The following is a 25,902-nucleotide window of genomic DNA, read 5'->3' as shown; positions in this document are numbered from 1 at the left end:
CCCCCCTCCTCACCTAGGGTCATGAGTTCAGCGCCGTCTCCCTCGGCCGTCCTCGAGGTGTTCTACGGGATCGACCCGCCCGGAACGCCGCTCACGACGCCGGAGGTCGCCGCCGAGTTCGACTGCACGCCTCGAACGATCTACAACAAGCTCGACACGCTCGTCGACGACGGCGCGCTCGAGACCAAGAAGGTCGGCGCGCGCGGCCGGGTGTGGTGGCGGCCGCCGACCGAGCCCCTTCACGATGCGGACGGGGACGCCGACTGGACGAGTGAAGGCGAACGTCGGGAGGCCGAAGCCCGGGCCAGCGAATCGACCTTCCGCCAGCTGTTCGACAACGTCCCCGGTTGCTATCTCATCGTCGAGCCCGACGAGTACGAGATCGTGGCCGTGAACGACGCGTACCTGGACGCGACGATGACCGAGCGGGACGAGATCCTGGGAAGGACGCTCTTCGAGGTCTTCCCCACCGATCCCGACGATCCGGATCCCAAGGGCGCCCCCCGATTACGGACGTCGCTCGAGCGGGTGAAGACTGAGGGGGAGGCCGACGCGATGCCGGTGACGCACTACCCGATACCGGATCGCGACTCCGACGAGGGGGAGTTCGTGGATCGGTGGTGGAGCCCGAGCAACTCGCCCGTCTTCAGCGCTACGGGCGAGATCGACTACATCGTTCACCGCGTCGAGGACGTGACGCCGGTCGTCGAACAGATGCAAGCGGATGACGAGGGAGACCCGTTACAGGACCGGGCGATCGGCGAATCACGGCTCACGACGGACATCATCCTCCGCGGACGGCAGCTCCACCGGGCGAAAGAGCGGGCGTATACCGAAGTACGCGAGCGCGAGCGGAAACTCACGGCCGAACTGGCCGCCACACGGGAGTTACAGGAGATCAGCACCCGGTTGATCCAGGAAGAGGACGTCGACGCCCTCTACGACGAGATCCTCGACGCCGTAGTCACCGTTATGGACGCGGACTTCGCACGGCTCCAGCTCCGTGACTCCGACCAGGGCGGCCTCCGGCTCTTGGCCGACGCCGGATTCGAGGAGACCACGCCGCTGTGGGAACGGGTGACTCCCGAATCGAACGGGCCGTGTAGCGTGGCCTTGGAAACCGACCGACGAGTCGTCGTATCGGACGTCGAGACCTGCGAGTTCATGGCCGGCACGGAGGACCGTGAAACGCTCCTCGAAACCGGCATTCGTGCGGTCCAGAGCACGCCGCTCGTCTCCCGCAGCGGGGAGGTCATCGGCATGCTCTCTACACACTGGAAAACTCCACACGAACCCTCCGAGCGCGATCTGCGCCTCCTGGACGTGCTCGCGCGCCAAGCCACCGACCTCATCAACAACCGACAGTCCGAGGAGGCCCTGCGCGAGAGCGAGGAGCGCTACCGAGAACTGTTCGAGTCGATGACCGAGGGCTTCTGCGTCATCGAGAGGGTCGACGCCGATCCGGACGAACCCGTTGACTTCCGCTACGTGGAAGCGAACCCCGCGTTCGAGGACCACACCGGCATCGGTGACGTGGTCGGGAAGACGATCGGAGACGTGATCCCGGAGGAGGCTTCGGACTGGATCGAGATCTACGATACCGTCGCGCAGACCGGGGAAACGAAGCGATTCGAGCGCGAACTCGTGAGCCAGGGACGGATCCTCGAACTGCACGCGTTTCGGGTCGGCGATCCGACGAACCGGCGGGTCGGCGTGGTCTTTCGTGACATCACCGACAGAAAGCAGCGAACGCGGGCGCTCGAAGAGACGCACGACCAGCTACGGGCGGCCACGAGCGCTGGCTCGGTCGGGCTCTGGACGTGGAACGTCCGGGAGGACGTCGTGACCGTGGACGAATACGTCGCGGAGTCGTACGGCATGGATCCGGAGACGATCGCGACGGGCGTATCGATCGAGGAACTCTTCGGGCGAGTTCACGAGGACGACTGCGAGCGGCTGAGAGAACGGGTCGAGCGGGCGGTCGAGCGAGCGGGGGAACTCGACACGGAGTATCGCGTCCGGAACGCCGACGGCGACGTGATGTGGCTGGTGCTTCGGGGTGAGGTCAGATGCGACGAGGACGGCGAGGCGCTCCGCATGTACGGCGCGATCTCCGATATCACCGAGCGAAAGCGCGCGGAGGAGGCCCTGAAACGGACGAACGAGGCGCTCGAGCGTCTCACCGACGCGAGCCGCGGGCTGATGGAAGCGAGCACGGACGAGATAAGCGATCGAGCGGCCGAGCTCACGGGGACCGTACTCGACGTCGACTACGCCGCCCTGTGGTGCTACGACGGGGCCACCGGCGAGTTCCGACGCCACGCCGATCAGGATCGTGACGAGACGATCGGTACCCCCGACCGGGCCTGGCAGGCGTTCATCGACGACGAGATCCTCGTCGAAAACGACGTTCGGAGCCACGAAACCGCGCCCGAGAACGAGGGTGAGGGCGAGCGCACGTCGACGGAACCGGCGTCGCCACTTCGGAGCCGCGTCCTGGTTCCGCTCGGCGAATACGGCGTCCTCTGTGCGGGCTCCACTCGTAGGGGGGCGTTCGACGAACGAAGGGTCGATCTCGTCGAGACGCTCGCGGCGACCCTCGAGACGGCGTGGGATCGAGCGACGAGCGAGCAGCGGCTGGCGCGACAGAACGAGGAGCTCGCGCGTCTCGACCGGCTCAACGGCCTCATCCGGAGGATCGACGAGGCGCTGGTGGAGGCCGACAGCGTCGCGTCGATCGACCGTGCGGTCTGTGATCGCCTGGCCGAGTCGGACCGTTACGCGTTCGCGTGGATCGGCGAACGCGATCCCGCCAGCGAGACGATCCGACCGCGCGAATGGACGGGGATCGACGGCGGCTTCGTGGACGAACTCGCGATCCCGATCGACGGCGACACGGCCGATCGCAACCCCGTCGCCGCCGCGGCGCGCACGCGGGAGACGCAGGTGATACCCGACGTCGCCACCGAGACGCGCTTCGGCCCGCTGCGGGGGGCTACCCTCGAACGGGGTGCGCGCTCGTGTATCGCCGTCCCACTCGTCTACGACGGATCGCTCCACGGCGTGTTGACCGTCTATCCCGACCGTCCACGGCCAGACGAGCGCGATCACGCCGTGCTCTCGGAGCTCGGCCGGACGATCGCCCACGCCATCGACGCCGTGGAGACGCTCCACACCGACCGCGTCGTCGAACTCACGCTCGGCGCCCGGAAGTCGAACACGCCCCTGTGTCGTCTCGCACGCGAGACGGGGGCCACGATCGAGTTCGAGGGGTTCGTCCATCAAGCGGATCGCGAACCCGACGTCTTCTTCACCGCGAGCGGTCCCCCGACCGAGGAACTCCGCGCCGCCGGCGAGCGTTCGAACGCGATAGCGGAGCTGCGTCCCATCACCGACCGGGCCGACGAGACCCTGTTCAGGGCACGCTCGACCGAGCGGACGCTCGTCGCGCGGATCGTCGAACGGAACGCGGTCGTGCGATCGCTCGCGATCGAGGACGGGGAGGCGACCGCCGTCGTCGACGTCCCCCACGCCGCGAACGTCCGCGAGTTCGTCGAGCGGCTACAGCGAGACGTCTCGGGCGTAGAGCTGCTGGCCCGCCACGCTCGGGATCGCTCGATCGAGACGCGCGGGACGTTCCGGACGATCTACGAGGAGCGTCTGACCGAGAAACAGCTTGCGGCGCTGCGAACGGCGTACTTCAGCGGCTTCTTCGAATCGCCGCGGGTCAGCACGGGCCGGGAGGTCGCCGCGTCGTTGGACGTCGCCCAGCCGACGTTCACGGAGCACCTCCGAGCGGCCCAACGGAAGCTCTACGGGATCCTGTTCGAGGACGACCCGCCCGGAGCCCCAGACCGCGACGGTCGCACGCATCCACGATCCTAGGTAGTGAGGGCGGGATCGATACGAACCGTACAGTTGAGGATCAACGGGTTTGGTGGTCGCGTTTCAATCGGTAACCGCGGCTCGGACGGGAAGAGGAGAGATGGATGAGCTCCCTACGCCCGCGGTCACACGACCTCGTCGGAGCCGCTCCGGGACGTCCGGAGCAGGGGCATCCCGTGGGTGCCTCTGACTCGACCGCCTCGAGGAGGAGTTCTACCCCCTCCTCGGGGCGTGAAGTGCCTTGCGAGAAGGCACGTGTTCCGTGTGTCGGCGGGAACAATAAGACTAGGGTGGGGGAATCGATTACGTTCGTCGCCCGAGGCCAGAACGGAGCCGTCCGTCAGCCGCCGGCCCGCGTTCGTACGCTCGGACAGCCTCCGACGTCGGATTCCTTCAAACGGGGCGGCACGCTCATGAGGGCCGACCCTCGTCGACGCCGGGAAACTACCGACGCCGACGGAGGTGGTCCTCTCCGGCCGAGAGCCGACGCCTCGCGGCGGCATCGACGCGCTAGACGGTCCGCGAGGCGCCGATCAGAAGGGTGTCGTTCGAGTTACGTCGCGTCCGTGGTTCAAACCGAACGACCTTTGCCCGTGGTACCGATGAGCAGCGAGCCGAGCGCGAGACCGGCCGTGGCGATCCCCGCGAGCACGATCGGGACGAGGTCGGCGATTCCGGCGGCGATGAGGAGAATCGTACTGAGGACTAACAGCGCGCCACCCGCGACGAGTTTGGTCTGATCCGAAGCCATTGCTCGTCTCTAGGCACAACCCGGTATATATGTTTCACCAAACGGAGCCGCAACCGAGGGGCGCGACCGGAGGACGATGGCTTCTTGGCCGGCGGTCGCCACCTCCCGCCGATGACCGATCCTGACGACGCCCCCCGGCTGCGCCGGATCGCGGACTACCAGTTCGGCCGCGGGGCCGGGAGCGCGCTGTTCGCCGGCGAGTTGCGCGTCGAGCGCTCGTCGTCGGGTCGGCCGACACAGGTCCACGCCCCCGAGGGCCGGCTCGTCTCGTTGGGCGCCGACGGCCGCTTCACGCTCGGCCTCTCGGGCGGACGACGGCTGCTCGAGGCGCTCGACGCTCCCACAGTGCGGGTCGTCGTCGGCGACGAGTCCGAGCCGTTCGTCCGCGAGGGGAAGAACGCCTTCGCGAAGTTCGTCCGCGAGACCGATCCGACGGTGCGACCGGGCGACGAGGTCTGTGTCGTTCACCGGGAGGGAGCCCTGCTCGCGGTCGGACGCGCCGAACTGCCCGCGGACGCCATGCTCGAGTTCGAGACAGGGATGGCGGTGAAGACCCGTGAGGGAGCCGGGGACTGAGGCCGACCGGCCGCCGGAAAGCACTTGTGGGGATGATTCAGAGGGACGCTATGAATCGCCGGACCCTCCTCTCGAGCGTCGTGGCCGGCGTCGGGTCCGTGACCGGCTGTCTCGGCCGTGGCGAGTCGTCACAGGGGTCGTCCGGCGAGGGCGGAGCTCCGGAGGGCGAGCCGTCCGGTTCGTGCGGGGCAGCGGCAGAACCCCTCTCCTCGCAACTCGTCCCCGAGGGCGGCGCCGAAGCGTGTTTCGATGGGGCCGAGCCGTCGCTCGCGATCGAGAACGAGCGAGAAGAGCCGCTAGAGGCTGCCGTCGAGATAACGGTCGAGGGGGCCGAAGCACCCGTCCTCGCGGAGCGATACGATCTCGAATCCGGCGAGCGCGTCGTCGAGTACAGCGCGCTCCCGGCGGACGGCGATCGCGTGGCGACGGTTACGATCGGCGACGAGACGAAGCGCGAGACCTGGGAGGAGATCTCGTGTTACCGACACGGGATCGCCATCGGATCCGATGCCGTCGAGTTCGGGCTCGTCCCGCCCCTATCGGGACCGGGCGATACCCAACACGACTGCTACGCCGGTGACAGCGCGTCGATCCGGATCGACAACGGTGCGAGGGCGCAGTCGGTTGGACTACGGGTGGTCGATCGCTGTGTCGAGACGACCGTCGAGGAGACGTTCGAGATGCAGTCAAACGACGTCGAGCGCGTGAGAGACGTGATCGTGAACGGTGGGACGTATGACGTCACGATCGAGGTCGAGAACGGCGGTTCTGAGACCTACGCGTTCGAAAACGACTGCTGGGGTCTTTCGGCGAGCGTCGATACCGACGGTGAAGTCACCGTTCGGCAGATGATGATCGACTGAGCGGGCGTTCGGTACCCTTTTCCTCCCACGACCCGACTCGCCGCGTATGTTCGGAGGAGGCGGCGGCGGCGGACTCGACCCGCGCAAGATGGAACAGATGATGAAACAGATGGGGATCGACGTCGAGGAGCTCGACGCGACCGAGGTCGTGATCACCACCGGCGACGGCGACGAGCTCGTCTTCACCGACGCCGACGTCACCCGAATGGACGCTCAGGGCCAACAGACCTACCAGATCGTCGGCGAGCCCGAGCGCCGCGGCGCGGACGCGGGCAACGCCGGCGATGCCGATGACGCCGGCGACGACGCCGCGATCGAGGACGCGGACATCCCCGCGGACGACGTCGAGATCGTCGCGATGCGCACGGGCGCGGGCGAGGAGGACGCCCGCGCGGCCCTCGAGGAGACCGACGGCGACCTCGCGGCAGCGGTCGAGCGGCTCGAATCCGAGCCGCAGTGATACTGCTGGTCCACGACGACCGCGAGTACCTCCGTGAGCCGGGCACGGAGCTCCAGACCGACCTCGGCGTGCTCGAGATCCCCGGGGACGCCGAACCGGGCGACGTTCTCACGACGCATCTGGGCGAGGAGTTCCGCGTCCGCCGGCTCCGCGGCCCCGATCTCTTCGACCACTTCGAGCGCACCGGCGCGCCGATGCTGCCGCGCGACGTCGGGCTGGTCGTCGGCGAGACCGGCGTCGCCGCCGGTGATCGAGTACTCGACGCCGGAACCGGGACCGGCGTGCTCGCGGGCTATCTCGGCCGGCTCGGCGTCGACGTGCTCACCTACGAGCGCGACCCCGAGTTCGCCGACGTCGCCCGCGAGAACATGGTGCTCGCCGGCGTGACCGACCGGGTCGAGGTCCGCACGGGCGACGTCCTCGACGACTTGGACGCGCTCTCGAGCGGGTTCGACGTCCTCACCCTCGACACCGAGGACGCCCCGAAGGTGGTCGAACGCGCACCCGGTCTGCTGTCCGAGGGGGGTTTTCTCGCCGTCTACTCGCCGTTCGTCGAGGCCACCCGCGAGGTGGTCCAGGTAGCCCGCGAGCGCCTCTCCGAGGTCCGCGCGGTCGAGACGATTCAACGCGAACTCGACGTCGACGCCAGGGGGACGCGTCCGAGCACGGGCCCCGTGGGCCACTCGGGCTACCTCGTCTTCGCGCGGAACGTCTGAGCCGACGGACCTTCAGTCGTCGATGGGGACCTCCCGCCGATTCATCCCGGTTCGTTCCCGGCGGGCGCCGGCCGACTCGCCACTATGAACGTGTAGGGCGATTCGATCCTCGATTCACCGCCGACCGTCCCGCTCGTACGCGCAGACCTCCCGGTTCTCGGCATCGACCAGCACGAGCAGCCCCTCGAACGGGAAACAGATCGTTCCGCCCGCTCGCGGGCGGTCGTCGAACGTCGACGCGAACACCTCGTCGAGCGCCTCTGGATCGATCGCCTCGCTCAACGGGCCGATGTCGGTCGGCGATCGATCGGTGACGGTCGCGATCGCCTCGATCACCGCATAGGAGGCGTCCTCCTCGTACGGTAGCCGGCACGCTGGTTCCCCCCGCGGCCACGACGTCATCTCAGCACCCCCCTGTCGTTCTCCTGATTCGTCTCGGTCTGCTACCGGGATTTCCCTTGGGATCACTTGTAAGTTTTCATTGAATTATACGTAATGTCTCATGATACGTCTTCATCGCATCGTACTGGCGCTCACGACGCCGAACGTCTCTACTCCGCGTAGATGTCGGCGTCCGTGTCGATCCGCATTCGCTCGTATTCGACGCCTCGCCGGCGTGAGCGGGAGGGGGATTCGGGACGTGCATAACGTATTTGTCTTACAGGTTACTACTTGGAAGCGATGAGAAACGGAACACCTACGGGGATCGACCGAACGAATCGGAGGCGCTTCCTCGCGACGCTCGGGGCGGGGTCGATAGCGATGGCGGCCGGCTGTACGGATCAGGTCTCCAACGGTGGAGGAGACGACGGCGGCGAGAACGACTCGAACGGAAACGGGACGGCACCGGAGGGGGAGGGAGACGGCGACGGGAACGGGGAGAGCGTCGTCCAACCCGCGATCACCCACGGCGAACTCGTCAGCGACTTCGATGGGGATCTCGACGAGTGGTTCGCGCTCGAGGGGGAGATGGTCGCCGACGAGGAGGAGTTCCTCACTGGTTCACGAACCGTCCGGATCGAGGGCGACGGTGCGAGTGCAGGCATCGCCCGGTCGTACCCCGACGGTCTGAACATGGAGGGTCAACACCTCTCGCTTGCGGTACGCGTCGCCACCCCGCGGCCCGCGCGGGTGACGGTTCGGATCCTCGCGCCGGGCCTGGCCGACCAGGTCTGGAGTACGCGGACGATCCTCTCGCCGTACGAGGGGTGGCTTCGGATGGACGTCGGCTACACCGGCCAGCGCGGCGAGCCGTTCCTCGACGACGTCCAGGAGATCCAGATCACTCTCGACGATCCGAATGCGGCCACTGGGGGCGAGGAGGAGACCGAAGAGGGGACCGAGACGGCGTTCGACGAGGGCGATGCCGAGGGTGGGAACGAAACCGGGGGGAACGAGACCGGAAACGGGAGCGAGGGGCTCACGCTCACGACCGAACCGCTCCTCCAGATGGAGAACGAGACCGGCGAGGAGGCGGAGGGAGACGGCATCCGGTTCTGGGTCGACGACCTCCGGATGACGCCGCAGGCGAGCCAGGGCTACGTGATGCTCGTCTTCGACGACAACGTCCGATCCCAGTACGAGAACGCCTTTCCCCTCTTTCAGGAACGCGACATGCAGGGGGTCGCAGCCGTGATCCCGCCGACGCTCAATCGCCCCCCGCGACTCACCATCGACCAGCTCCGCGAGATGCGCGACGCCGGCTGGGACGTCTCCGCCCAGTCCGAACGCAGCCAGGGACTCGCGGAGATGGAACCCGAGGAGGCGCGCGAGGCGCTCCAGTCCGATCAGGAGTACCTCGATAACCGCGGCTTCCCCGACGGCGCACGCTCGCACTTCGTGCCGTTCCACAACGTCAACCAGGAGGTCGTCGACATCGTTCGCGAGTACTACGAACTGAACTCCTACTTCGGCGGGACGCCGAACGCCGTCCCGTTCACCGATCCGATGCACCTCTCACGGGTCAACATGTTCGATCTCGACGCGTTCACGTCGATGATCGACGTGGCCGCCCAGCACAACCAGCTCGCGATCGGGCTGGCCCACGGCGTCGTCCCCGAGGACGAGATCGAGGACGACCCCCTCGCCGACATGACCGTCGAACAGCTCGAGGAGCTCCTCGACTACATCGAGCAGAGCGACGCCCAGCTCGTCACCGCCTCCGACCTGATCGACAACCAGGACGACCTCTGATCCCGGCCGGGGCCACGGACGCTCGGGGGACACCGATCACGTCGACGCATCTCGCGTCACCGGCACCGTCGCATCGCTATGCGGCCGACGCCAGCTCGCGGAACGTCTCCTCGGACGTTCGCGTTCCCTTCGCGATCAGCACGTCGCCCGCCCGGAGTCGGGTATCGGCGCCGGGAACGAGCACCCATCCCTCCTCGGGCCGTCTGACGGCCAGCACGTTGATGCTCACGTCCTCCTCCGGTACGCCCTCGACGAGCGACGTTCCGTCGAGAGCGCTTCCCTCGTTGACGGTGACCCGGGTGATGATCTCGTCGCTCTCCTGGACCGCGAGCTCGACGACGGGATGGACGTCGATCTCTCGGAGGACTCCCTCGCTGATCTCGAGGGCCGCATCGCTGATCTCCTCGGTGCTGAACCCGAGATGGAGCAGTCCGCGCAGCGCGATAGGATCGTCCGCGTCGGCAGCCGCCTGCAGCGTCCAGGCCTCGAACCGCGAGCGGAGCGCGTCGACCTCCACCTCGAGGTTGTGGACCTCCTCGGCCAGTTCCGCGTTGTCGAAGAGGATCGCGCCGTAGGAGAGGTCGACCGCGAGTTCGCTCAGGTTCCTCATCAGTACGATCGAGTCGACCGCGCGTTCGAGGAAAGCCGTTGCAGGGCGGTGCTGAAACCTCTGTACGTCCGTATCGTCGACGGTCACCGGGGTGTACGGCTCGTCGCTGAGCGTCTCGTAGACCTCCGCGATCCCGGCATCGGGACCGCGAAGCAGAACCACGTCGTCGATCCGGAGCTCGGTCGAGGGATCCGGGTTGAGGATCCAGTCGTCGCCACGACGGATGGCGATCACCCGAACCCCGGTCTCGGACTCGAGGTTGATCTCGCCGAGCGTGCGATCCGCGTACTCGGATCCCTCGACGACGCTCGTCCGGACGAGCGTCTCGACCGCCTCCGGGATCGCGGTGCGCATCGCCTCGGGGAGGCCGACCTCCTCGAGGACGACCTTCGCGATGTCGCCGGTCGCGTCGCTGATCTTCTCCGTGCCGCTGACGATTCCCAACACGGGTGCGAGCGCCTCGGCATCGCTGGGGTTGCGCGAGGCCATCAGCAGGCTCATTCGGGCTCGGAGCCGGAGGACGTCCATCTTCTCCTCGAGACGGAGCACTTCCTTGGCGATCGCCTCGCTGTTGAGCAGCACCGCGGAGAAGGAGAGGTCGATGAGGAGCTCTGCGGTGTCCTTCATCTCGATGAGCAGGTCCTTGACGCTCACCGGCTCGTACTCGACCGTGGCCGACGAGCGATCGCCGCTAAACGGGCCCATGGTGGAGAATCGATCGGCGGCGTGAAAACGCTTCCCTTGGCTCGCGTCGGGAGCCTCCGAGCGTTCCGTTCCTCCAGCGCGTCGCCGGCTACCCTCCTCGATCACTCGCTCGAATCGGCGCCCTGATCGCGTTCGGCGCGCTCTCTCAGATAGCGTCGTTCGTCGGCGAAGCTCCTCGAAGTCGAGTCGGCGGTCGACTCGACCGCCGCCAGGAGGTCGTCCTCGAACTCGGCGACGAGCTCGTGGGTCGGTTTGCCGTCCGCGGTGACCCCCGTGGGGAGGGCGTCCTCCACGGGACGATCGGCGATGTCGTCGTGCTCCTCGCGGAGGCGACCTTCCGCCTCGTCGAAGTGTTCTATCGCCCTGCCGGCCGCGTGGTGGAACTCCACGAGTGCGCCGTAAGCGCGGTGACACGATTCGAGTCCGCGTTCGATCTCCTCGACGGCCGATCGCTCGTCGTAGTTCATCTCGTCGAGCGCGGGGAGCATCGAGGGTAGCGGGTCGACGCGAACGGCCGGGGCCGTTCGCGCCCCCGTGAACTCAGTGGTCGTCCTCGCGCCACTTGTGCTCGCACTCGGTGCAGACGAAGAATCGCGTCTCGCTCTCGTCGGCCGACCGGATCTGCTGCATGTACCAGTAGGCCCGATCGTTGCCGCACTCGGGACACTGTGCGCTCGTCGTCGGCAGGCCGCTGTTCTCAGCACCCGACTCGATGACCTCGCTCTTCTCCTGGGCGTCGGTGACCGTATACGAGGCGCTGTCGCCCTTGGGCTGTTCGTGTCCGCAGCCGTTACAGACCCAGACGCCGCTATCGGCCATCATCATCGAGCCGCATTCGTCGCAGAACTCCATGCTCCGGCTACCCGACCCAGCCAATTAAGCGCCCCGTTCCGCTAGCCCTCCCCCTCGGACTGGTAGGGCTCGCCGACCGCCTCGCGGGGCAGGACGTTGTTGATCTCGCTTCGGAGGTCCTCCTGCGACGAGAAGGCGTCGCTACCGGTCTCGGAGACGAGTTCGCCGAGGTTCGCCTCGCCGTCGGCCAGAAGCAGCGTCACGTCCTCGAGCTCGATGGCGGCGTCGTCGCGCGGGATCGGGTAGGAGAGCTCGTCGAGCACCTCGTCGACGCGGCTGAGTTTGACTTCTCGTGTCACGTCCCCTCATACGTCCGCGGGGTTCTTATCCCTTCGCCGAACGGCAGCCTGATGGCTTCCGGTCCTCATAGCCCCGGTGTGGCTCTCTTCGGAACCGACCGACGCGTCCTCGCGCTCGCCATGGCCAGAATGGCCGACGGCGTCGGTAACTCCTTTCTCATCATCGTTCTGCCCCTCTACATCGCGAGCGGAGTCGTCGAGGGGCGGGCGTTCGGGCTGACCGAGTCGATGATCATCGGGATCGTCCTCTCGCTGGTGGGCTTCGTCAGCAGCGCCTTCCAGCCGTTCACCGGGCGGGTCTCGGACCGCACCGGGCGGCGAAAGCCCTACATCCTCCTAGGACTGGGCGGGCTGACGACCGCGAACCTGCTCTACCTGTTCGCGGGGTCGTACCTCTCGTTGATCGTCGTGCGCGCCCTGCAGGGGGTCTCGATCGCCTTTATCATCCCGACGTCGGTCGCGCTGGTCAACGAACTCGCCAACGCGGGGACCCGCGGCGGCAACATGGGCGTCTACAACACCTTTCGCCTGGTCGGCTTCGGAACGGGGCCGATCGCCGCCGGCGCGCTGGTCAGCGCCGGTCCCTACTCGCTTCTCGGGATCACGCTCGGCGGCTTCGAGGCGACCTTCTACGTCGCCGCCGGAGCCGCCGCGCTCGGGTTCGTGCTGGTCTCCTACCTCGTTCACGATCCCGCGGAGCTCTCGAGGGCCGGCGGCGACCTCTCGGTCGACGTGTTCGCCGAGGACGGTGGACTCGATCCGATCTTCACGCTCGGCGTCGCCTCGCTGTTCATGGCGATCGGGATCGCGCTGTTCGCCACCCTCCAGCCCGAGGTCAACGCCCGGCTCGATCAGGGTTCGAGCTGGTTCGGCGTCCAGTTCGCGGCGTTCATCATCGCACAGGTCTTCCTGCAGGTCCCCATCGGCCGGGGGAGCGACCGCTGGGGTCGAAAGCCGTTCATCCTCTGGGGGCTGGTCCTGCTGGCGCCCTCGACGTTCGTCCAGGGCGTGATCCTGAGCTCCGAGCTGATGCTGCTCGCGCGGTTCCTCCAGGGCGTCGCGGGCGCGATGGTGTTCGCCCCCGCGCTCGCGCTGGCGGGCGATCTCGCGACCGGCGGCGACTCCGGAACCAAACTGTCGGTGCTGACGATGGCGTTCGGCCTCGGCGTTGCGCTCGGCCCGCTCAGCGCGGGCTTCCTCGTCAGTTTGGGCTTTCTCGTCCCGTTCGCCTTCGGGGCGGCGCTCGCGATCTGTGGTCTCGTGCTCGTCTACACGCAGGTCGAGGAGACCGTCGGTCGCGAGGCGCCCGTGGCCCGCTCGGAGAGCGCGCCGCAGGACTGAGGTTACTCGAACTCGGGGTCGCGCTTCTCGACGAACGCCTCCATCCCCTCGCGCTGGTCGTGGGTACCGAACAGCCCGCTCCAGAGCCGACGCTCGAAGGCGAGTCCTTCCGATCGCGGCCCCTCGTGGACCTGGTTGAGCGCCTCCTTCGCCGCCGCGAGCGCGAATCGGGGCTTCGAGGCGAGCTCCTGGGCCATCTCCTCGACGACCGTATCGAGCTCCTCCTGGGGGACGACCTCGCCGACGAGGCCGACCTCCGCCGCCGCTTCGGCATCGAGTCGCTCGCCGAGGAAGATCATCCGTCGGGCGGCCTGATCGCCGATCAGCCGGGGCAGGCGCTGGGTGCCGCCCCAGCCGGGAACGATGCCGAGGTCGATCTCGGTCTGGCCGAGGACGGCGTTCTCGCTCGCGACCCGCAGGTCGGCCGCCAGCGCCAGCTCACAGCCGCCGCCGAACGCGTAGCCGTTGATCGCGGCGATCACGGGTGCGGTATGGGTCTCGAGACGGTCGCAGATGCGGTGGCCGAGTTCGGCGTACTCGAGTGCCTCCTCGGTCGAGAGGTCCTGCATGTAGCCGATGTCCGCGCCGGCGACGAACGCGTCGTCGCCGGCACCCGTGAGCACGACCGTGCGGGCGTCGTCGGTCTCGTCGAGGACGTTCTCGAGCGCGTGGAGCGTGTTGGTGTTGAGCGCGTTGAGGTTGTCGGGGCGATCGATCGTAATGGTGGCGACGCCGCCTCGTCGCTCGATCGTCACGTTCTCGGACATGGCGTGGACCACGAGTGCCGGCGTCCTAAACGTTCGCCCCCCGGATCGCCTCTCCCCGTTCGAGACGCGAGCCAGTCACGCGGCCGAGCATCGGGTCGCGGAACGGGGACGAGCGGGGATCGCCGGCCCGGAACCGGAGTCGCGGATCGACCGATCCTAGTGGAGTGTCCGAGGTCCCGACCGGATCGGTCTCCGTGTCGAGAGCGAATGAGTAAGGTGGCGGCCCTTCGTACGCCTGGCAAATGACCCTCTCGGAGGAGGCTAGAGCGCGCCTCGCGGACGTGGTCGAGCTGCAGCCGACGAAGAACTCGGAGCTGCAGGAACGCTGGGGGCTCGAGAGCGGGAGCGAGGTCCACGGCTATCTCGAGGAGGAGCTCTCGGAGTACTACTACCGCGACGAGAACAGCCTGATCCGCGCGACCCCCGAGGCCGCGGAGCTCGTCGACGTCGAGCCGGGTGTCGAGGGCGGCGACGGCGAGACGGTGATCCGCGTCTCGGGACTCGAGCGCCAGGCGTTCGAGGTGCTCGCCGGGCCCGAGGAGCGCTCACAGAGCGTCGTTTCGGTGCTTCACGACCTGCGCGAGGCGTACGACGTCGACCCCGCGGCCGAGGAGGTCCGCTCCGCGCTCCAGAGCCTCAAGCGAAAGGGCGTCGTCGAGGTCGAGTACCGGAGCGTTCCGACGTTTCGGCGGGCTGCCGCCCGCGACGACGTCCGGGTCGAGGCTCGCGAGGAAGACTAGGGACGCGTTCGCTCGCGCCGGCGGTCGAGCAGGCGTCGGATCCCCGCGCCGGGTCCGCCCTCGATCGGCGGGCCGCGGGTCCGCCAGGCGGGCGGTTCGGGTTCGAACTCGCCACACGATCCCGAGCACTCGGCGGCGCTCTGTTCGCGGTCCTTCGCGACACACCACGGGAGCAACGCTCCCGACGCGAACCGTCCCTCGAAGTGCCGGCAGTCGGGGCGCATGGTGTCGACGTACGACCGCCAGCCCCGCTCGTAGGCACGCTCCGCGATCGCGAGGCGCGTCTTCGCCTTCTCCTCGGGCGGGAGGTACTCGAAGCGCGCCGCCGAACGGTCGTGAGCGCCCGCGTCCGGCCGGTCGATGATCCGGGTCCCGGGGGAGGCGGGATCGAGCGTCCGGGGATGCCAGACGACGTCGGCGTCGCCGCCCTCGGGGTCGAACGCGAGGATCCCGGCCTCGACGGGTAGGTCCTCGAACAGGGCGGGTTCGACCCGCTCGCCCGTCCGCCGGGTGGCGACCCACACCTCGTCGGCCAGCGAGAGCGCGACGTCGCGTTCGATCTGGTCGGCCAGCGCGTTCGCGGCGCTGGCGTCCAGGTCGGGTTTGTTCTCGATGGCGACGATCCGCCCGACCCAATCGGGGTACTCCCACCGTCGACGGATCTCGATCCGATTGCCGCTCCGACGGACGTCGAGGATCCCTCGATCGTTCGCCTCGTGGATCGACTCGCGGACGTAGCGCCACGGGTAGCCGGGATCCGGCAGCGCGTCGCGATACCACGCCCAGTCGGCTGGCGCGTTTCGGACGACGAAGAGCAGGTCCGAATCGAGGCGCTCGCGCCCGAACTTTTCGCGTTCGGTCAGTCCCTCGGGGTCGACCTCGACGACGATCGTGTCCCAGCGCCGCTCGCGGGTGCCGAGCTGGCGGGAGACGAGGACGGCCGCCTCGTCTACGGGCTCCCAGGCCCGTTCGACCCACCGGCAGACCCGGAGCTCGAATCCGAACTCGTGGTCGGTCCGCTCGCGCGCCATACGCGACGGTCCGTTCGCGATCGGCCTAAGTCGTTCGGAGGTCCGCTGCGCTCGCGGGGGCGGCGGTTACCCGTCACGATCGAGGTCCGGACCGTCGCGGTCGACGTCGGCGCCGTCGGCGTCCGCGTCCCGGCCGTCGGAGTCGGAGTCCGAGTCGGTCCCGTCGGCGTCCCGATCGGGGCCGTCGTGATCCAGGTCGGGGCCGTCGTAATCGAGATCCCGACCGTCGGCGTCGCCGTCCGAACCGTCACTATCGGCATCGGAGCCGTCACGATCGACGTCCGTCCCGTCGGCGTCGGTATCGGGGCCATCGTGGTCCGCGTCGCCGTCCGTATCAGTGCCACCGGAGCCGGCGCCGGAGTCCGGGCCGCCGTCGACGAGGGTCGTTCGATCGTCTCGGGTCCGGACGGGTCCGTCGGTCGGCTCGACGTCGGCGGACCGGTCGGACCCGGCGTCGCTCCCGATGGCGTAGAGCACCACCGGCGGCAGGAGGTAGGAGGCGATCGCCAGCCACGCGAACGAGGGGTCGATGAAGATCAACAGGCCGAACGCCGTCAGCGCCGCCGTGGCCGCCGCGTGGATCGCGGTGTTCGTGTACCGCCGGTAGTACGTCCAGAAGCCGCGGGCTCGGTTCGTGATCGCCGCGAGAGTCGTTCCGGAATCGGTGCGGGCGGTCATCGGATCGACCGCCGAGGAGACGTCATACCAGTCGGTACGACGTCCGGACGTTTCAGTCCTCGTCCCGCGATCGAAGGTCGCTTCGGATCCAGGGACCGGTTCCGATGAGCCCGACGGACCGGCTCAGTAGCCGTTCTCGTCGAGGAACTCCTCGGCGTCTTCGAGGATCTCCCGGGGACCGTCCTGCGTGATGGTGTTGATCGCCTGCTCGTAGTCGCGCCACTGGAGGTCGCGATGCTCGGTCGAGAGCTCGGCGCTCGCCTCGAACGACTCGGCGATGAACAGGTGAACGGTCTTGTGGATCGTCTGGCCGTCGGCCTGGAAGACGTAGTTGTACTCGTCCCGGAAGCCGTCGATCAGACGGAAGTCCTCGATGCCGGCCTCCTCCTTCACCTCGCGAATCGCGGTCTGCTGGAGTTCCTCTCCGTCCTCGACGCCGCCCTTGGGGAACTCCCAGTCCCCCGGGCGACTCTTGAGGAGGAGATACTCGCGCCGACCACGCGTATCCCGAAAGAGGATCGCGCCGGCGCTTGTCGCCTCGACAGTCATACGTTCGCTAGCCCACCGGTCGTTAAGAGAATATCGGAGTTCGGAGCCGTCGGGTGGGTGAACCGACGGGGGCGAGAACGGGCAACAACACATAACACATCAGGTAACGAGACATGAACGTGAACCTGACACCGAAGGAGATCTATCACGGAATACGACAGCTACGGACGCTGGCCGAGGAGGAACGACGCTCCTGGGAGTACACCTCGCTCTCGCCCACGGAGCGGATCGACTACTGGCGACGAGGGTTCCTGAGCCATGCAGCGGTGCTCTACGACTTCGATCGCTACGACTCGCGGGACTACCTCACCGACTACGAGCGCTTCGTGAAGACGCAGGGGATCAACGGTCGGTTCGGCTACGCGCTCGACAACAAGCTCATGCTCTACGGCGTCCTGAGCCGCTTCTCCGATCGCTTACCCGAGCTTCACGGGATCATCACCGACGGCACGTTCCGCTCGATCTCCTCGGAGGGAGACCGCGGACCGACCCGACCCGCCATCGAGTGGGTCGAGGACCTCGACGCGGGCGAAACGGTCGTGATGAAGTGGGTGATCGGCGGCGGCGGCCACAACGTCCTGCTGTGTACCCGAACTGACGAGGGCTACCGGCTCGACGGCGAGCCCGTCTCTCGGGCCGACCTGCGCGAGCGCCTCGCTGACCTCGAGGACTACGTCGTCACCGACTTCACCCGACAGGCCGAGTACGCCGAGTCGATCTACCCCGAGGCGACCAACACCGTCCGGGCGGTGACGATGTGGGACACAGAGCGGGACGAACCGTTCCTCGCGCGGGCGATCCACCGGATCGGAACGGACGAGACGAAGCCGATGGACAACTGGTCGCAGGGCGGGCTCAGCGCGCTCGTCGACGAGCAGGGGCGAATCGGCGAGGCCGTGATCTACCCGTTCGACGGCGAACTCACGTGGCGCGAGACCCATCCCGACACCGGGGCGAGAATCGAGGGGGTCGAGATCCCCGGCTGGGGGCGGGTGCTCGAGGGGCTGCTCGAGGTGGCGGACTCGGTCCCGTACCTGCCCTATGCCGGGTGGGATCTAGTGGTGACGAACGAGGGCGAGTTCGAGATCATCGAGGCGAACAACTACCCCGGCGTGAAGTCGCTGCAGGTTCACGGGCCACTGTGTGTCGACGAGCGGGTCGAGCGCTTCTACCGCGAGCACGACGTGCGGTAAGTCGGACGACTTTTGATTCCGGCGCGCGACGGTACGGACAGCCATGACCTTCGTCACGAAACTCACGCTCCAGAGCGGGGATCGAGCGGTGCTCGACGACGTCGTCTCGTCGATCTCGACGTTCGTCGAGCGAAAGGGCGCGGAGCTGAAGGGGCCGCACCCGAAGCCGCCGCGGACACTCGGCGTCCCGCAGTACAAACGGACGACCGGCGAGGGCGACGGCTTCTCGTCGTGGCGCTACACCGTCTACACCCGGACGCTCGAGATCGTCGGCCACGACGACGTCGCCCGCCAGGTGGCCCAGCGGTCGCTCCCCGATGGCGTTCACATCGAGGTCGAACTCGAACAGATCCGGCCGATGGGGTCGGCCTGACGACGCAACCTAAGTGGCCCCCGCTCCTCCGGACGGGTATGAGCACGACCGGCGACCACCTGATCGAGCTGCGACGCGACCTCCATCGCCACCCCGAGCCCGCGTGGCGCGAGTTCTACACCACCTGCCGCATCGTCGAGGAGCTCGAGCGCATCGGCGTCACCGACATCTACGTCGGCCGCGAGGCGATCGATCCCGACGAACGGATGGCCGTCCCCGACTCCAGTGAGCTGGTCGAGTGGTTCGCCCGGGCGCGTGAGGCGGGCGCAAAGGAGGACGTCCTCGACCGACTCGACGGCGGCTACACCGGCTGCGTCGCCGTCCTCCGGCAGGGTGAGGGGCCGACCGTCGGGCTGCGGGTCGACATCGACGGCCTGCTGCGAGAGGAGTCCAGGGCCGACGAGCACGCCCCCGTCGCCGAGGGCTTTCGCTCCGAACACGAGGGGGCGATGCACGCCTGCGGCCACGACGGCCACGCGACGATCGGTCTGGGCGTACTCGAGGCGATCAAGGAGAGCGATTTCGAGGGAACCCTCAAGGTGTTCTTCCAGCCCGGCGAGGAGATGATCGCCGGCGGGAGGGCGATAGCCAAGAGCAGCCACCTCGCGGACGTCGACTACCTGCTCGCGCTGCATCTCGGGCTCGACCACCCCACCGGCGAGGTGGTCGCGGGCATCGACGGTTTTCTGGCAGTTGCGCACCTCCACGTCGAGTTCAGCGGCGAGCCAGCCCACGCCGGCGCCGCCCCGAACGAGGGCGAGAACGCCGTCCAGGCGATGGCCACGGCCGTAGGGAACCTCTACGCGATCCCCCGTCACCAGGACGGCGCGACCCGCGTCAACGCCGGGCAGGTCGGCGGCGGCACCGCCTCGAACATCGTTCCCGAGTCCGCCTACATCGAGGCGGAGGTCCGCGGCGAGACCACCGAACTCATGGAGTACATGCGAGAACGCGCCGAGCGCGTGCTCCACGGCGCGGCGGAGATGCACGGCTGCGAGGTCGAGATCGAGACGAGGGGGCGGGCTCCCAGCGCGCGCAGCGACGCACAGCTCGCGGAGATCGTCTCCGCGGTGGCGGGCGGCGTCGAGGGCGTCGATAGCGTCCTCGACCGAGACACGCTCGGCGGTAGCGAGGACGCGACCTACCTGATGAGAGAGGTCCAGAGGAACGGCGGCTACGCCGCCTACGTCGGCATCGGCACCGACCACCCCGGCGGCCACCACACCGCGACGTTCGACGTCGACGAGCGGAGCATCCCCATCGGCATCGACGTGATCAGCGGGGCGATCCGCGAGATCGCGGCGACTCGACCCGAGTAGCCGTCGAGATTTCACCGAATCCCGCCCGTTTCGCTCCCTTCTCGAATCACGAGACGGATGGGTGTACGGCCGATATAGCTTCCCGAACAGAGACGAAGACGCGTCGGATAGGTGTCCATCGCGAAGCGTGATCACGGGGGCACCCTCGTTCGGCGTTTTTGCCGTCATCGTCCTTCTGACGTCCTCCAGTACGGATCTCTGGCGGGTTCCGCACAGTATATACTGCTCACTCACGTTCGAGGGGATATGCAGCCGGACGACGTTCGCCGGGACTGGGCCGAGCGTTCAGGGAAGTTCTCGCCGGCGTACTACGCCCGGATCGGGCCCAACGAAGTGAGCGAGACGCTCGCTAACGTGCTTGAACACTACGTCGACGACGCAGCGGCGATCCTCGAGGTGGGCTGTGGCTCCGGGCGCCATCTCGCGTACCTCCGCGAACGGGGCTTCGGGAACCTCACCGGGATCGACATCAACGACGAGTCGTTCGACGTGATGGTCGAGCAGTACCCGGGGCTTGCCGATTCGGGGACGTTCCACGCTGACGCCGTCGAGGAGCTCGTCTCGGAGTTCGATGACGGCGCGTTCGACGTCGTCTACTCGGTGGAGACCCTCCAACACATCCACCCGGACGACGAGTGGGTGTTCGACGAACTCGCACGCGTCACCGGTGACCTGCTCGTGACCGCCGAGAACGAGGGGAACAGTCCCGAACGTGGCCGGGGGGACGCCGCCGTCAGCTACGTTGACGGCGAGTTCCCGCTGTACCACCGCCACTGGAAGCGGGTGTTCGCCGACAGGGGGTTGGTCCAACTAATCCGCGAGCCCACTTCCCGGGATACGATACGAGTGTTCCGGGCCCCCTGACCGCCCCCGATAGGGACCACGACGGGACCCGCGACCTTTTTCGACGACGTCGGTCCCGTAGCTACCAGTCGTCAGTCACCGGGTTGCGCGGCTCCTCGCCGGCGAGCACCCGTGCGACGTCGCCCGCGACCTCGCGAGCGAGGTCCTCGCGGGCGGACTCGGAGTACCAGCCCGCGTGCGGGCTGAACAGCACGTCATCACGCTCGAGCAGCGGCGACTCCTCCGGCGGCTCCTCGCACAATACGTCGAGGCCCGCTGCCTCGATCTCTCCGGCCTCGAGCGCATTCGCGAGGTCGGCCTCGTCGATCACGCCGCCGCGGGCGGTGTTCGCGAGGATCGCGTGATCCGGCATCCGCTCGAACGCCTCCCGGTCGAACGTCCCCTCGGTGTCGTCGGTGAGCGGGAGGTGAACCGAGAGGAGGTCGGAGCGTTCGAGCAGCGCGTCGAACTCGACCGACTCGGCGTTGTAGGTCGCTATCTCGCCGTCCGGGATGTAGGGGTCGTGGACGAGCAGTTCGCAGCCGAAGCCCTGGACCATGGTCGCGAGCCGGCGCGGGATCCGTCCGAAGCCGGCGAGTCCCAGCGTCGCCTCCCGAAGCCGGACGGCCGGTTCGCCGGCGCGCCAGTCCCAGCCGCCCTTGCGGACCTCGCGGTCGTAGCTCGGGAGGCTCCGCAGGCAGGCGAGCAACAGCGAGAGCGCGTGGGTCGCGACCTCGTCGAGACAGTACGTCGGCGCGTTGACGACCGTGACGCCGGCCTCCTTCGCGGCGTCGATCGCGACGTTGTCGACGCCGATCCCCGCGCGGCCGACGACCTGCAGCCCGTCGTTCTCCTCGAGGACCGCGGCCGTGACGGGCGTCCGCGTATCGACGATCAACGCCGTCGCGTCGGTCGCGGCCTCGCGGACCTCCTCCTCGGTTCGAAGCTCGCTGGCGACGACCTCCGCGTCGACCCGCGAGAGCACTTCGCGGTGGATCTCCAGGTCCGACTCCTCCGCCTTCGCGTCGCTGACGACGATCCGGTGTGTCACGTCCGTCCGGTCTCGGGCGGGACGGTTAGCCCTTCGCCCGAACGATTCCTTTCTTACTCCGCCGCTCCATCGATCGAGAGGATGTTTCCCGAGCGCCTCGAGACCGAGCGGCTCTCGCTCGTTCGCTTCGGCCACGACACAGTCGACCTCCAGAAGCTGTATCGCGTCCTCTCGGCCGACGAGACGGAGCGGGTCGCACAGTTCATGCCGTGGGACCGTCACGCGACGATCGAGGAGACCTACGAATTCGTCGAACGGATCGAGCGGCGCTGGAACGACCACGACCGGGCCACCTACGCGATCCGGCCCCGCGAGGGCGAGCCGCGCGCCGGCGAGTTCGCGGGCAACGCCATCCTCGACCTCGACTGGCGGCGCCGAACCGCCAGGCCGGGCGCCTGGCTTCGAAAGCCCTTCTGGGGTCGGGGGTACGCGGGCGAACAGACGGCGGCGCTGTTGGAGCTCGCGTTCGACGGGCTGGACCTCGAGCTCGTCGCGTTCACCCACAACGTCGACAACGAGAACGCACGGCGGTCGATCGAACGGATCATCGAGCGCTTCGGCGGACAGCGCGACGGCGTGTTGAGAAACTGGACGCCGTATCGCGGCGAGGTCGCCGACGTCTACCGCTATACGATCACCGAAACGCAGTACCGCGAGGCGGTCGGTCGGAAGTAGTCGAACTTAGTCGGCCGCGACGGGCTGGGCTTCGACCTCGTCGAGCTGTTCGAACAGCCCGGAGAGCCACGCGGGCAGGTCGGCGGGGTAGCGCGCGGTGATCAGGTTGTCGTCGACGACGCACTCCTCGTCGACGAACGTCGCGCCGGCGTTCTTCATGTCGACCTGGATCGCCCAGAAACCGGTGGCCTCGCGACCCTCCAGGACGTCGGCACTGATCAGGAGCTGGGCGCCGTGACAGACCGACGCGATGGGCTTTCCGCTGTCGTCGAACTCCTGGACCAGCGTGATCGCCTCCTCGGCCTCGAGCCGGAGGTCCTCGGGGGCGTTGCCGCCCGGCACGACCAGCAGGTCGTACTCGTCCTCGCTGGCCTCGCTGATGGCGAGGTCGGCGTCCATCTCCTCGCCGATCTTGCCCGTCACGCTCTCGCCGTCGGGCGTGGCGAGTGCGACGTCGATACCCGCCTCCTGCAGCCGGTAGTAGGGATAGGTGAGTTCGCTGTCCTCGAACCCGTCGGTGGTGACGATGAGTGCCTTCATAGCGATCGTTCGTAGGGACTCCAGGCCCGTAAACGTCCACCGCAGCAGTCGCGGGGCGTTTATACGGCCCTCGAGGCACGCCACCGGGTCGCGCGTTCGCACGCCTCAGTATCACCGTCGATCATTTTCGAACAGACGTATATGCCCTGAGGACATAACGCTCGTGATGGCTGAACTCGGATTCGCGACGAGATCCTACGAGGAGATCCCGGAGGAGCGACGGCCCTCGATGGGACAGGCGCTGGTGCCGATCGTGGGGATGATCGCGTTCCTGACCGTCGGCGCGGTTGTGCTCGGGCTGGATCCGCACATGCCGCTGCTGTGGGGCTGCGTACTGACCGGACTGGTTGGGCGCTACTGGCTCGGGATCACCTGGGACGAACTGTTCGACGGCGTCGCCGACAGCCTGCGGATGGGGATGCAGGCGCTTCTGATCCTGTTCGTGATCTACATGCTGATCCCCGCCTGGATCGGTGCCGGAACGATTCCGGGGCTGATCTACTACGGGCTGGGGCTGCTCTCGCCCGTGGTCTTCCTGCCCGCGACGGCGCTGATCGCCACGGTCTCGGCGTTCGCGATCGGCTCGTCGTGGACCACCGCCGCCACGCTGGGCGTCGCCCTGATGGGGATCGGCGGGGGGCTCGGCGTCCCCGCGCCGATGACCGCCGGTGCAGTGCTGACGGGCGCGTACACCGGTGACAAGATCACGCCGCTGTCGGACACAACGAATCTCGCCGCCGCAGTGACGAACACCGACCTGATGGAGCACGTCAACACCATGCGGGTCGGGACCGGCCTCGCGCTGGCCATCGCGCTGGTCGCCTACGCCTATCTCGGCCTACAGATCACCGGTGAGATCCCTGTAGAGCGGATCGAGACCATCCAGTCCGCGCTGCTCGCGAACTACGAGATCAACCCCCTCGTGTTCCTCCCGCTGGCGGTCACCTTCGGGCTCGCGCTCGCCGGCTACCCCGCCCTGCCGACGCTGGTCGGCGGGGTGTTCGCGGGCGTGGCGACGATGCTCGCTGTCCAGGGCGTCGGCTTCACGAGCGCCTGGGAGATCGCCCAGGCCGGCACCTCGCCCGCCACCGGCACGGACCTGGTCGACGAACTGCTCGCGAGCGACGGCCTCGAGGGCTCGGCGTGGACGGTCTCGATCGTCGTCGTCGCGCTCTCGCTGGGCGGCCTGCTCGAACGGACGGGGACGCTCGCCGCACTCGCCCACGGACTGGAACGGTTCATCCACAGCGTCGCGGGGTTGACCGTGGCCACCGGCGTGTCTGCCTTCGCGATGAACGGGCTCGCGGGTCAGCAGTACATGAGTATCGTCATCCCGTCGATGACCTTCCAGGGCGTCTACGAGGAGTTCGGCCTCGAGAGCCGGAACCTCTCACGGGCCGTGGAGGCCGCCGGCACTACGACCAGCGTGCTGATCCCGTGGAACGCGGGCGGGGCGTTCATGACCGCCACGCTCGGCGTGTCGCCGCTGGCGTACGCCCCCTACTACTTCCTCGGCTTCCTCTCGCCGGCGATCCTCTTCGTCATGGGACTGACGGGCTGGGGGATCAGCTACGTCGACGGAATCGAAGCCGACGCCGGGATCGGCGCCGAGCCGACCGTGGGCGACGACTGATCGACGCCCACCCCTGCAAGCCGTCGACTGAACCGTCCGGCGTCCGTGGGTGTTTCCATGCCCGCGGAGTACGAGGTCGTCGTCGTCGGCGGCGGTCCCGGCGGCCTGACGACCGCCCTCTACACGACCCGGCTCGGCCACGAGACGGCGCTCATCAACCGCGAGGGCGGCCGGTACACGACGGTCGAACACGTCCACAACGTGATCGGGATCTCCGAGGAGACGACCGGCCGGGAGATCACTGCGCTCGCGCTCGACCAGCTCGAGGAGTACGGCGCCGACTGCCACGCCGACACCGTCCAGAACGTTGCCCGTACCCGTGACGGAGGGCAGTTCCGCGTCGAGGCACACGATCGGACCGTGCTCGCCGAGCGAGTAGTGCTCGCGACCGGATTCAAGGACGCACCGCCGTCGTTCCCGGAGCTGACGCGGTACACCGGCCACGGGCTCCACTACTGTCTGCACTGTGACGCCTACTCGCTGATCGACGAGCCCGTCTACGTGTTCGGTCACACCGAGAGCGCCGCGGAGATGGCGATGATGATGCTCAACTTCACCGCCGACGTCGAGCTGTTGCTCCACGGCGCGGAGCCCGAGTGGGACGAGGGAACCGACGATCAGCTTCGTGCTCACCCGGTCGGGGTTCGCGAGGAGGAGGCCGTCACCGTCCATCCCCGGGACAGCGAGGCCGGCCGCCCCGAGATCGGAGCGATCGAGTTCGCCGACGGAACGATCCGGGAGTACGTCGGCGGTTTCGCGAAGTACGGCACCTCGTACAACAACCGGCTCGCGAAGGGGCTCGGCTGCGAGCTCGACGACGAGGGTGCCGTCCAGGTCGACGACGAGGGCCGCACCTCGGTCGAGGGGGTGTACGCCGTCGGCGACCTCACCCACGGCCAGAACCAGACCCCGATCGCGATGGGCGACGGCGCGAGAGCCGGCCTCGCGCTACATCACGAGCTACGGACCTTCCCGGTCCCGAGCGAGGAGATCGAAGCCGGGGAGACCCCGAGCGAGTTCGACGTACCGGCCGTCTCCGAGGCGATTCGCGAGAAGGCACACGACGTTCAGAAGCGGGACGACCACGCGGGGATGACCTCCTCGAACCCGAACGAGAGGTAGACCTCGAGAGCGGTCCGGCTCGACCGATACGCGCGCCGTCACGAGAATCGGTTCGATCACGAGCGAGTCCGACCATCGGACGAGGAGACCGGACCATATCGCCGGGAGACGGTCGATACCCTCCGAGACCCATCGAC

General features: G+C 67.8%; 27 protein-coding genes. 15 read left to right on the top strand and 12 right to left on the bottom strand.

The window, feature by feature from the left end; genetic code table 11:
• Nucleotides 1–21: 21 nt before the first annotated feature.
• Nucleotides 22–3,885, top strand: coding sequence for a GAF domain-containing protein (locus V0Z78_RS15235; protein WP_336345521.1), 3,864 nt, complete (start codon nt 22–24; stop codon nt 3,883–3,885).
• A 571-nt stretch (nt 3,886–4,456) separates the two neighbouring features.
• Here V0Z78_RS15235 and V0Z78_RS15230 read toward each other — a convergent pair.
• Nucleotides 4,457–4,636, bottom strand: coding sequence for a hypothetical protein (locus tag V0Z78_RS15230; protein WP_336345520.1), 180 nt, complete (start codon nt 4,634–4,636; stop codon nt 4,457–4,459).
• A 111-nt stretch (nt 4,637–4,747) separates the two neighbouring features.
• Here V0Z78_RS15230 and V0Z78_RS15225 point away from each other — a divergent pair, with 111 nt between their 5' ends.
• From V0Z78_RS15225 to V0Z78_RS15210, 4 genes are read left to right on the top strand one after another with little or no spacing between them, the layout of a single operon-like run.
• Nucleotides 4,748–5,212 (top strand): PUA domain-containing protein, encoded by a 465-nt coding sequence (locus V0Z78_RS15225; RefSeq protein WP_336345519.1) that lies wholly within the window; start codon nt 4,748–4,750, stop codon nt 5,210–5,212.
• Between the two features lie 50 nt (nt 5,213–5,262).
• The gene (locus V0Z78_RS15220) at nt 5,263–6,075 is read left to right on the top strand and encodes a hypothetical protein (RefSeq protein ID WP_336345518.1); all 813 of its coding nucleotides are present in this window, start codon (nt 5,263–5,265) and stop codon (nt 6,073–6,075) included.
• 46 nt (nt 6,076–6,121) lie between these two features.
• A complete protein-coding gene (locus V0Z78_RS15215; RefSeq protein WP_336345517.1) occupies nt 6,122–6,535 on the top strand; it encodes a nascent polypeptide-associated complex protein in 414 nt (137 codons plus the stop codon).
• Nucleotides 6,532–7,251: a methyltransferase domain-containing protein gene (locus tag V0Z78_RS15210; RefSeq protein ID WP_336345516.1), complete on the top strand. Its 720-nt coding sequence runs from the start codon at nt 6,532–6,534 to the stop codon at nt 7,249–7,251. The genes V0Z78_RS15215 and V0Z78_RS15210 overlap by 4 nt, the downstream gene beginning before the upstream one ends.
• A gap of 114 nt (nt 7,252–7,365) precedes the next feature.
• Here V0Z78_RS15210 and V0Z78_RS15205 read toward each other — a convergent pair whose 3' ends face one another.
• Nucleotides 7,366–7,653 (bottom strand): HalOD1 output domain-containing protein, encoded by a 288-nt coding sequence (locus V0Z78_RS15205; RefSeq protein WP_336345515.1) that lies wholly within the window; start codon nt 7,651–7,653, stop codon nt 7,366–7,368.
• Between the two features lie 279 nt (nt 7,654–7,932).
• On the opposite strand from V0Z78_RS15205, the gene V0Z78_RS15200 reads away from it, so the two are divergent.
• On the top strand, nt 7,933–9,444 hold the full coding sequence (locus V0Z78_RS15200; RefSeq protein ID WP_336345514.1) for a polysaccharide deacetylase family protein: 1,512 nt from the start codon (nt 7,933–7,935) through the stop codon (nt 9,442–9,444).
• A gap of 76 nt (nt 9,445–9,520) precedes the next feature.
• Here the strand turns inward: V0Z78_RS15200 and V0Z78_RS15195 are convergent, their stop codons facing one another.
• The 4 genes from V0Z78_RS15195 to V0Z78_RS15180 all read right to left on the bottom strand — a co-directional run bounded on the left by V0Z78_RS15195 (nt 9,521) and on the right by V0Z78_RS15180 (nt 11,910).
• Entirely contained in the window at nt 9,521–10,759 is a 1,239-nt protein-coding gene (locus V0Z78_RS15195) for a potassium channel family protein (RefSeq protein WP_336345513.1), read from the bottom strand.
• Nucleotides 10,760–10,860: 101 nt separating this feature from the next.
• The gene (locus V0Z78_RS15190) at nt 10,861–11,247 is read right to left on the bottom strand and encodes a hypothetical protein (RefSeq protein ID WP_336345512.1); all 387 of its coding nucleotides are present in this window, start codon (nt 11,245–11,247) and stop codon (nt 10,861–10,863) included.
• Between the two features lie 52 nt (nt 11,248–11,299).
• Entirely contained in the window at nt 11,300–11,611 is a 312-nt protein-coding gene (locus tag V0Z78_RS15185) for a transcription factor S (protein WP_336345511.1), read from the bottom strand.
• Nucleotides 11,612–11,652: 41 nt separating this feature from the next.
• The gene (locus V0Z78_RS15180; RefSeq protein WP_336345510.1) at nt 11,653–11,910 is read right to left on the bottom strand and encodes a DUF5789 family protein; all 258 of its coding nucleotides are present in this window, start codon (nt 11,908–11,910) and stop codon (nt 11,653–11,655) included.
• Between the two features lie 120 nt (nt 11,911–12,030).
• Here V0Z78_RS15180 and V0Z78_RS15175 point away from each other — a divergent pair, with 120 nt between their 5' ends.
• The gene (locus V0Z78_RS15175; protein ID WP_409338751.1) at nt 12,031–13,251 is read left to right on the top strand and encodes an MFS transporter; all 1,221 of its coding nucleotides are present in this window, start codon (nt 12,031–12,033) and stop codon (nt 13,249–13,251) included.
• A gap of 2 nt (nt 13,252–13,253) precedes the next feature.
• On the opposite strand, the gene V0Z78_RS15170 is transcribed toward V0Z78_RS15175, so the two are convergent.
• Nucleotides 13,254–14,018: an enoyl-CoA hydratase/isomerase family protein gene (locus V0Z78_RS15170; RefSeq protein WP_336345508.1), complete on the bottom strand. Its 765-nt coding sequence runs from the start codon at nt 14,016–14,018 to the stop codon at nt 13,254–13,256.
• 242 nt (nt 14,019–14,260) lie between these two features.
• Here V0Z78_RS15170 and V0Z78_RS15165 point away from each other — a divergent pair, with 242 nt between their 5' ends.
• Nucleotides 14,261–14,758, top strand: a complete 498-nt coding sequence (locus tag V0Z78_RS15165) for a DUF5797 family protein (RefSeq protein ID WP_336345507.1) — start codon at nt 14,261–14,263, stop codon at nt 14,756–14,758.
• Here the strand turns inward: V0Z78_RS15165 and V0Z78_RS15160 are convergent.
• The 3 genes from V0Z78_RS15160 to V0Z78_RS15150 all read right to left on the bottom strand — a co-directional run bounded on the left by V0Z78_RS15160 (nt 14,755) and on the right by V0Z78_RS15150 (nt 17,016).
• On the bottom strand, nt 14,755–15,789 hold the full coding sequence (locus V0Z78_RS15160; protein ID WP_336345506.1) for a DUF5787 family protein: 1,035 nt from the start codon (nt 15,787–15,789) through the stop codon (nt 14,755–14,757). The two genes, V0Z78_RS15165 and V0Z78_RS15160, sit on opposite strands and share 4 nt — an antisense overlap.
• A gap of 66 nt (nt 15,790–15,855) precedes the next feature.
• Nucleotides 15,856–16,467, bottom strand: a complete 612-nt coding sequence (locus V0Z78_RS15155; protein ID WP_336345505.1) for a hypothetical protein — start codon at nt 16,465–16,467, stop codon at nt 15,856–15,858.
• 123 nt (nt 16,468–16,590) lie between these two features.
• On the bottom strand, nt 16,591–17,016 hold the full coding sequence (locus V0Z78_RS15150) for a bis(5'-nucleosyl)-tetraphosphatase (RefSeq protein WP_332099045.1): 426 nt from the start codon (nt 17,014–17,016) through the stop codon (nt 16,591–16,593).
• A gap of 119 nt (nt 17,017–17,135) precedes the next feature.
• On the opposite strand from V0Z78_RS15150, the gene V0Z78_RS15145 reads away from it, so the two are divergent.
• From V0Z78_RS15145 to V0Z78_RS15130, 4 genes are all read left to right on the top strand, one after another.
• Nucleotides 17,136–18,209: a sugar-transfer associated ATP-grasp domain-containing protein gene (locus tag V0Z78_RS15145; RefSeq protein WP_336345504.1), complete on the top strand. Its 1,074-nt coding sequence runs from the start codon at nt 17,136–17,138 to the stop codon at nt 18,207–18,209.
• A 43-nt stretch (nt 18,210–18,252) separates the two neighbouring features.
• On the top strand, nt 18,253–18,582 hold the full coding sequence (locus tag V0Z78_RS15140) for an uS10/mL48 family ribosomal protein (RefSeq protein WP_336345503.1): 330 nt from the start codon (nt 18,253–18,255) through the stop codon (nt 18,580–18,582).
• Between the two features lie 38 nt (nt 18,583–18,620).
• Nucleotides 18,621–19,901: an amidohydrolase gene (locus V0Z78_RS15135; protein WP_336345502.1), complete on the top strand. Its 1,281-nt coding sequence runs from the start codon at nt 18,621–18,623 to the stop codon at nt 19,899–19,901.
• Nucleotides 19,902–20,147: 246 nt separating this feature from the next.
• Complete coding sequence (locus V0Z78_RS15130) at nt 20,148–20,765, top strand: class I SAM-dependent methyltransferase (RefSeq protein ID WP_336345501.1); 618 nt, start codon at nt 20,148–20,150, stop codon at nt 20,763–20,765.
• 61 nt (nt 20,766–20,826) lie between these two features.
• Here V0Z78_RS15130 and V0Z78_RS15125 read toward each other — a convergent pair whose 3' ends face one another.
• Entirely contained in the window at nt 20,827–21,795 is a 969-nt protein-coding gene (locus V0Z78_RS15125) for a C-terminal binding protein (protein WP_336345500.1), read from the bottom strand.
• A gap of 81 nt (nt 21,796–21,876) precedes the next feature.
• Between V0Z78_RS15125 and V0Z78_RS15120 the strand changes: the two genes are divergently transcribed.
• A complete protein-coding gene (locus tag V0Z78_RS15120; protein ID WP_336345499.1) occupies nt 21,877–22,470 on the top strand; it encodes a GNAT family N-acetyltransferase in 594 nt (197 codons plus the stop codon).
• Nucleotides 22,471–22,476: 6 nt separating this feature from the next.
• Here V0Z78_RS15120 and V0Z78_RS15115 read toward each other — a convergent pair whose 3' ends face one another.
• On the bottom strand, nt 22,477–23,010 hold the full coding sequence (locus tag V0Z78_RS15115) for a type 1 glutamine amidotransferase domain-containing protein (RefSeq protein ID WP_336345498.1): 534 nt from the start codon (nt 23,008–23,010) through the stop codon (nt 22,477–22,479).
• 166 nt (nt 23,011–23,176) lie between these two features.
• On the opposite strand from V0Z78_RS15115, the gene arcD reads away from it, so the two are divergent.
• Both arcD and V0Z78_RS15105 read left to right on the top strand, forming a co-directional pair.
• On the top strand, nt 23,177–24,643 hold the full coding sequence (arcD, locus tag V0Z78_RS15110) for an arginine/ornithine antiporter ArcD (RefSeq protein ID WP_336345497.1): 1,467 nt from the start codon (nt 23,177–23,179) through the stop codon (nt 24,641–24,643).
• 57 nt (nt 24,644–24,700) lie between these two features.
• On the top strand, nt 24,701–25,765 hold the full coding sequence (locus V0Z78_RS15105) for an NAD(P)/FAD-dependent oxidoreductase (protein ID WP_336345496.1): 1,065 nt from the start codon (nt 24,701–24,703) through the stop codon (nt 25,763–25,765).
• The last annotated feature ends 137 nt before the right edge of the window (nt 25,766–25,902 follow it).

It is taken from the genome of Halalkalicoccus sp. CG83 (assembly GCF_037081715.1).
Classification (GTDB): domain Archaea; phylum Halobacteriota; class Halobacteria; order Halobacteriales; family Halalkalicoccaceae; genus Halalkalicoccus; species Halalkalicoccus ordinarius.
The sequence above is the reverse complement of the archived record's forward strand: the minus strand, read 5'-3'. Positions and strand labels throughout refer to the sequence as shown.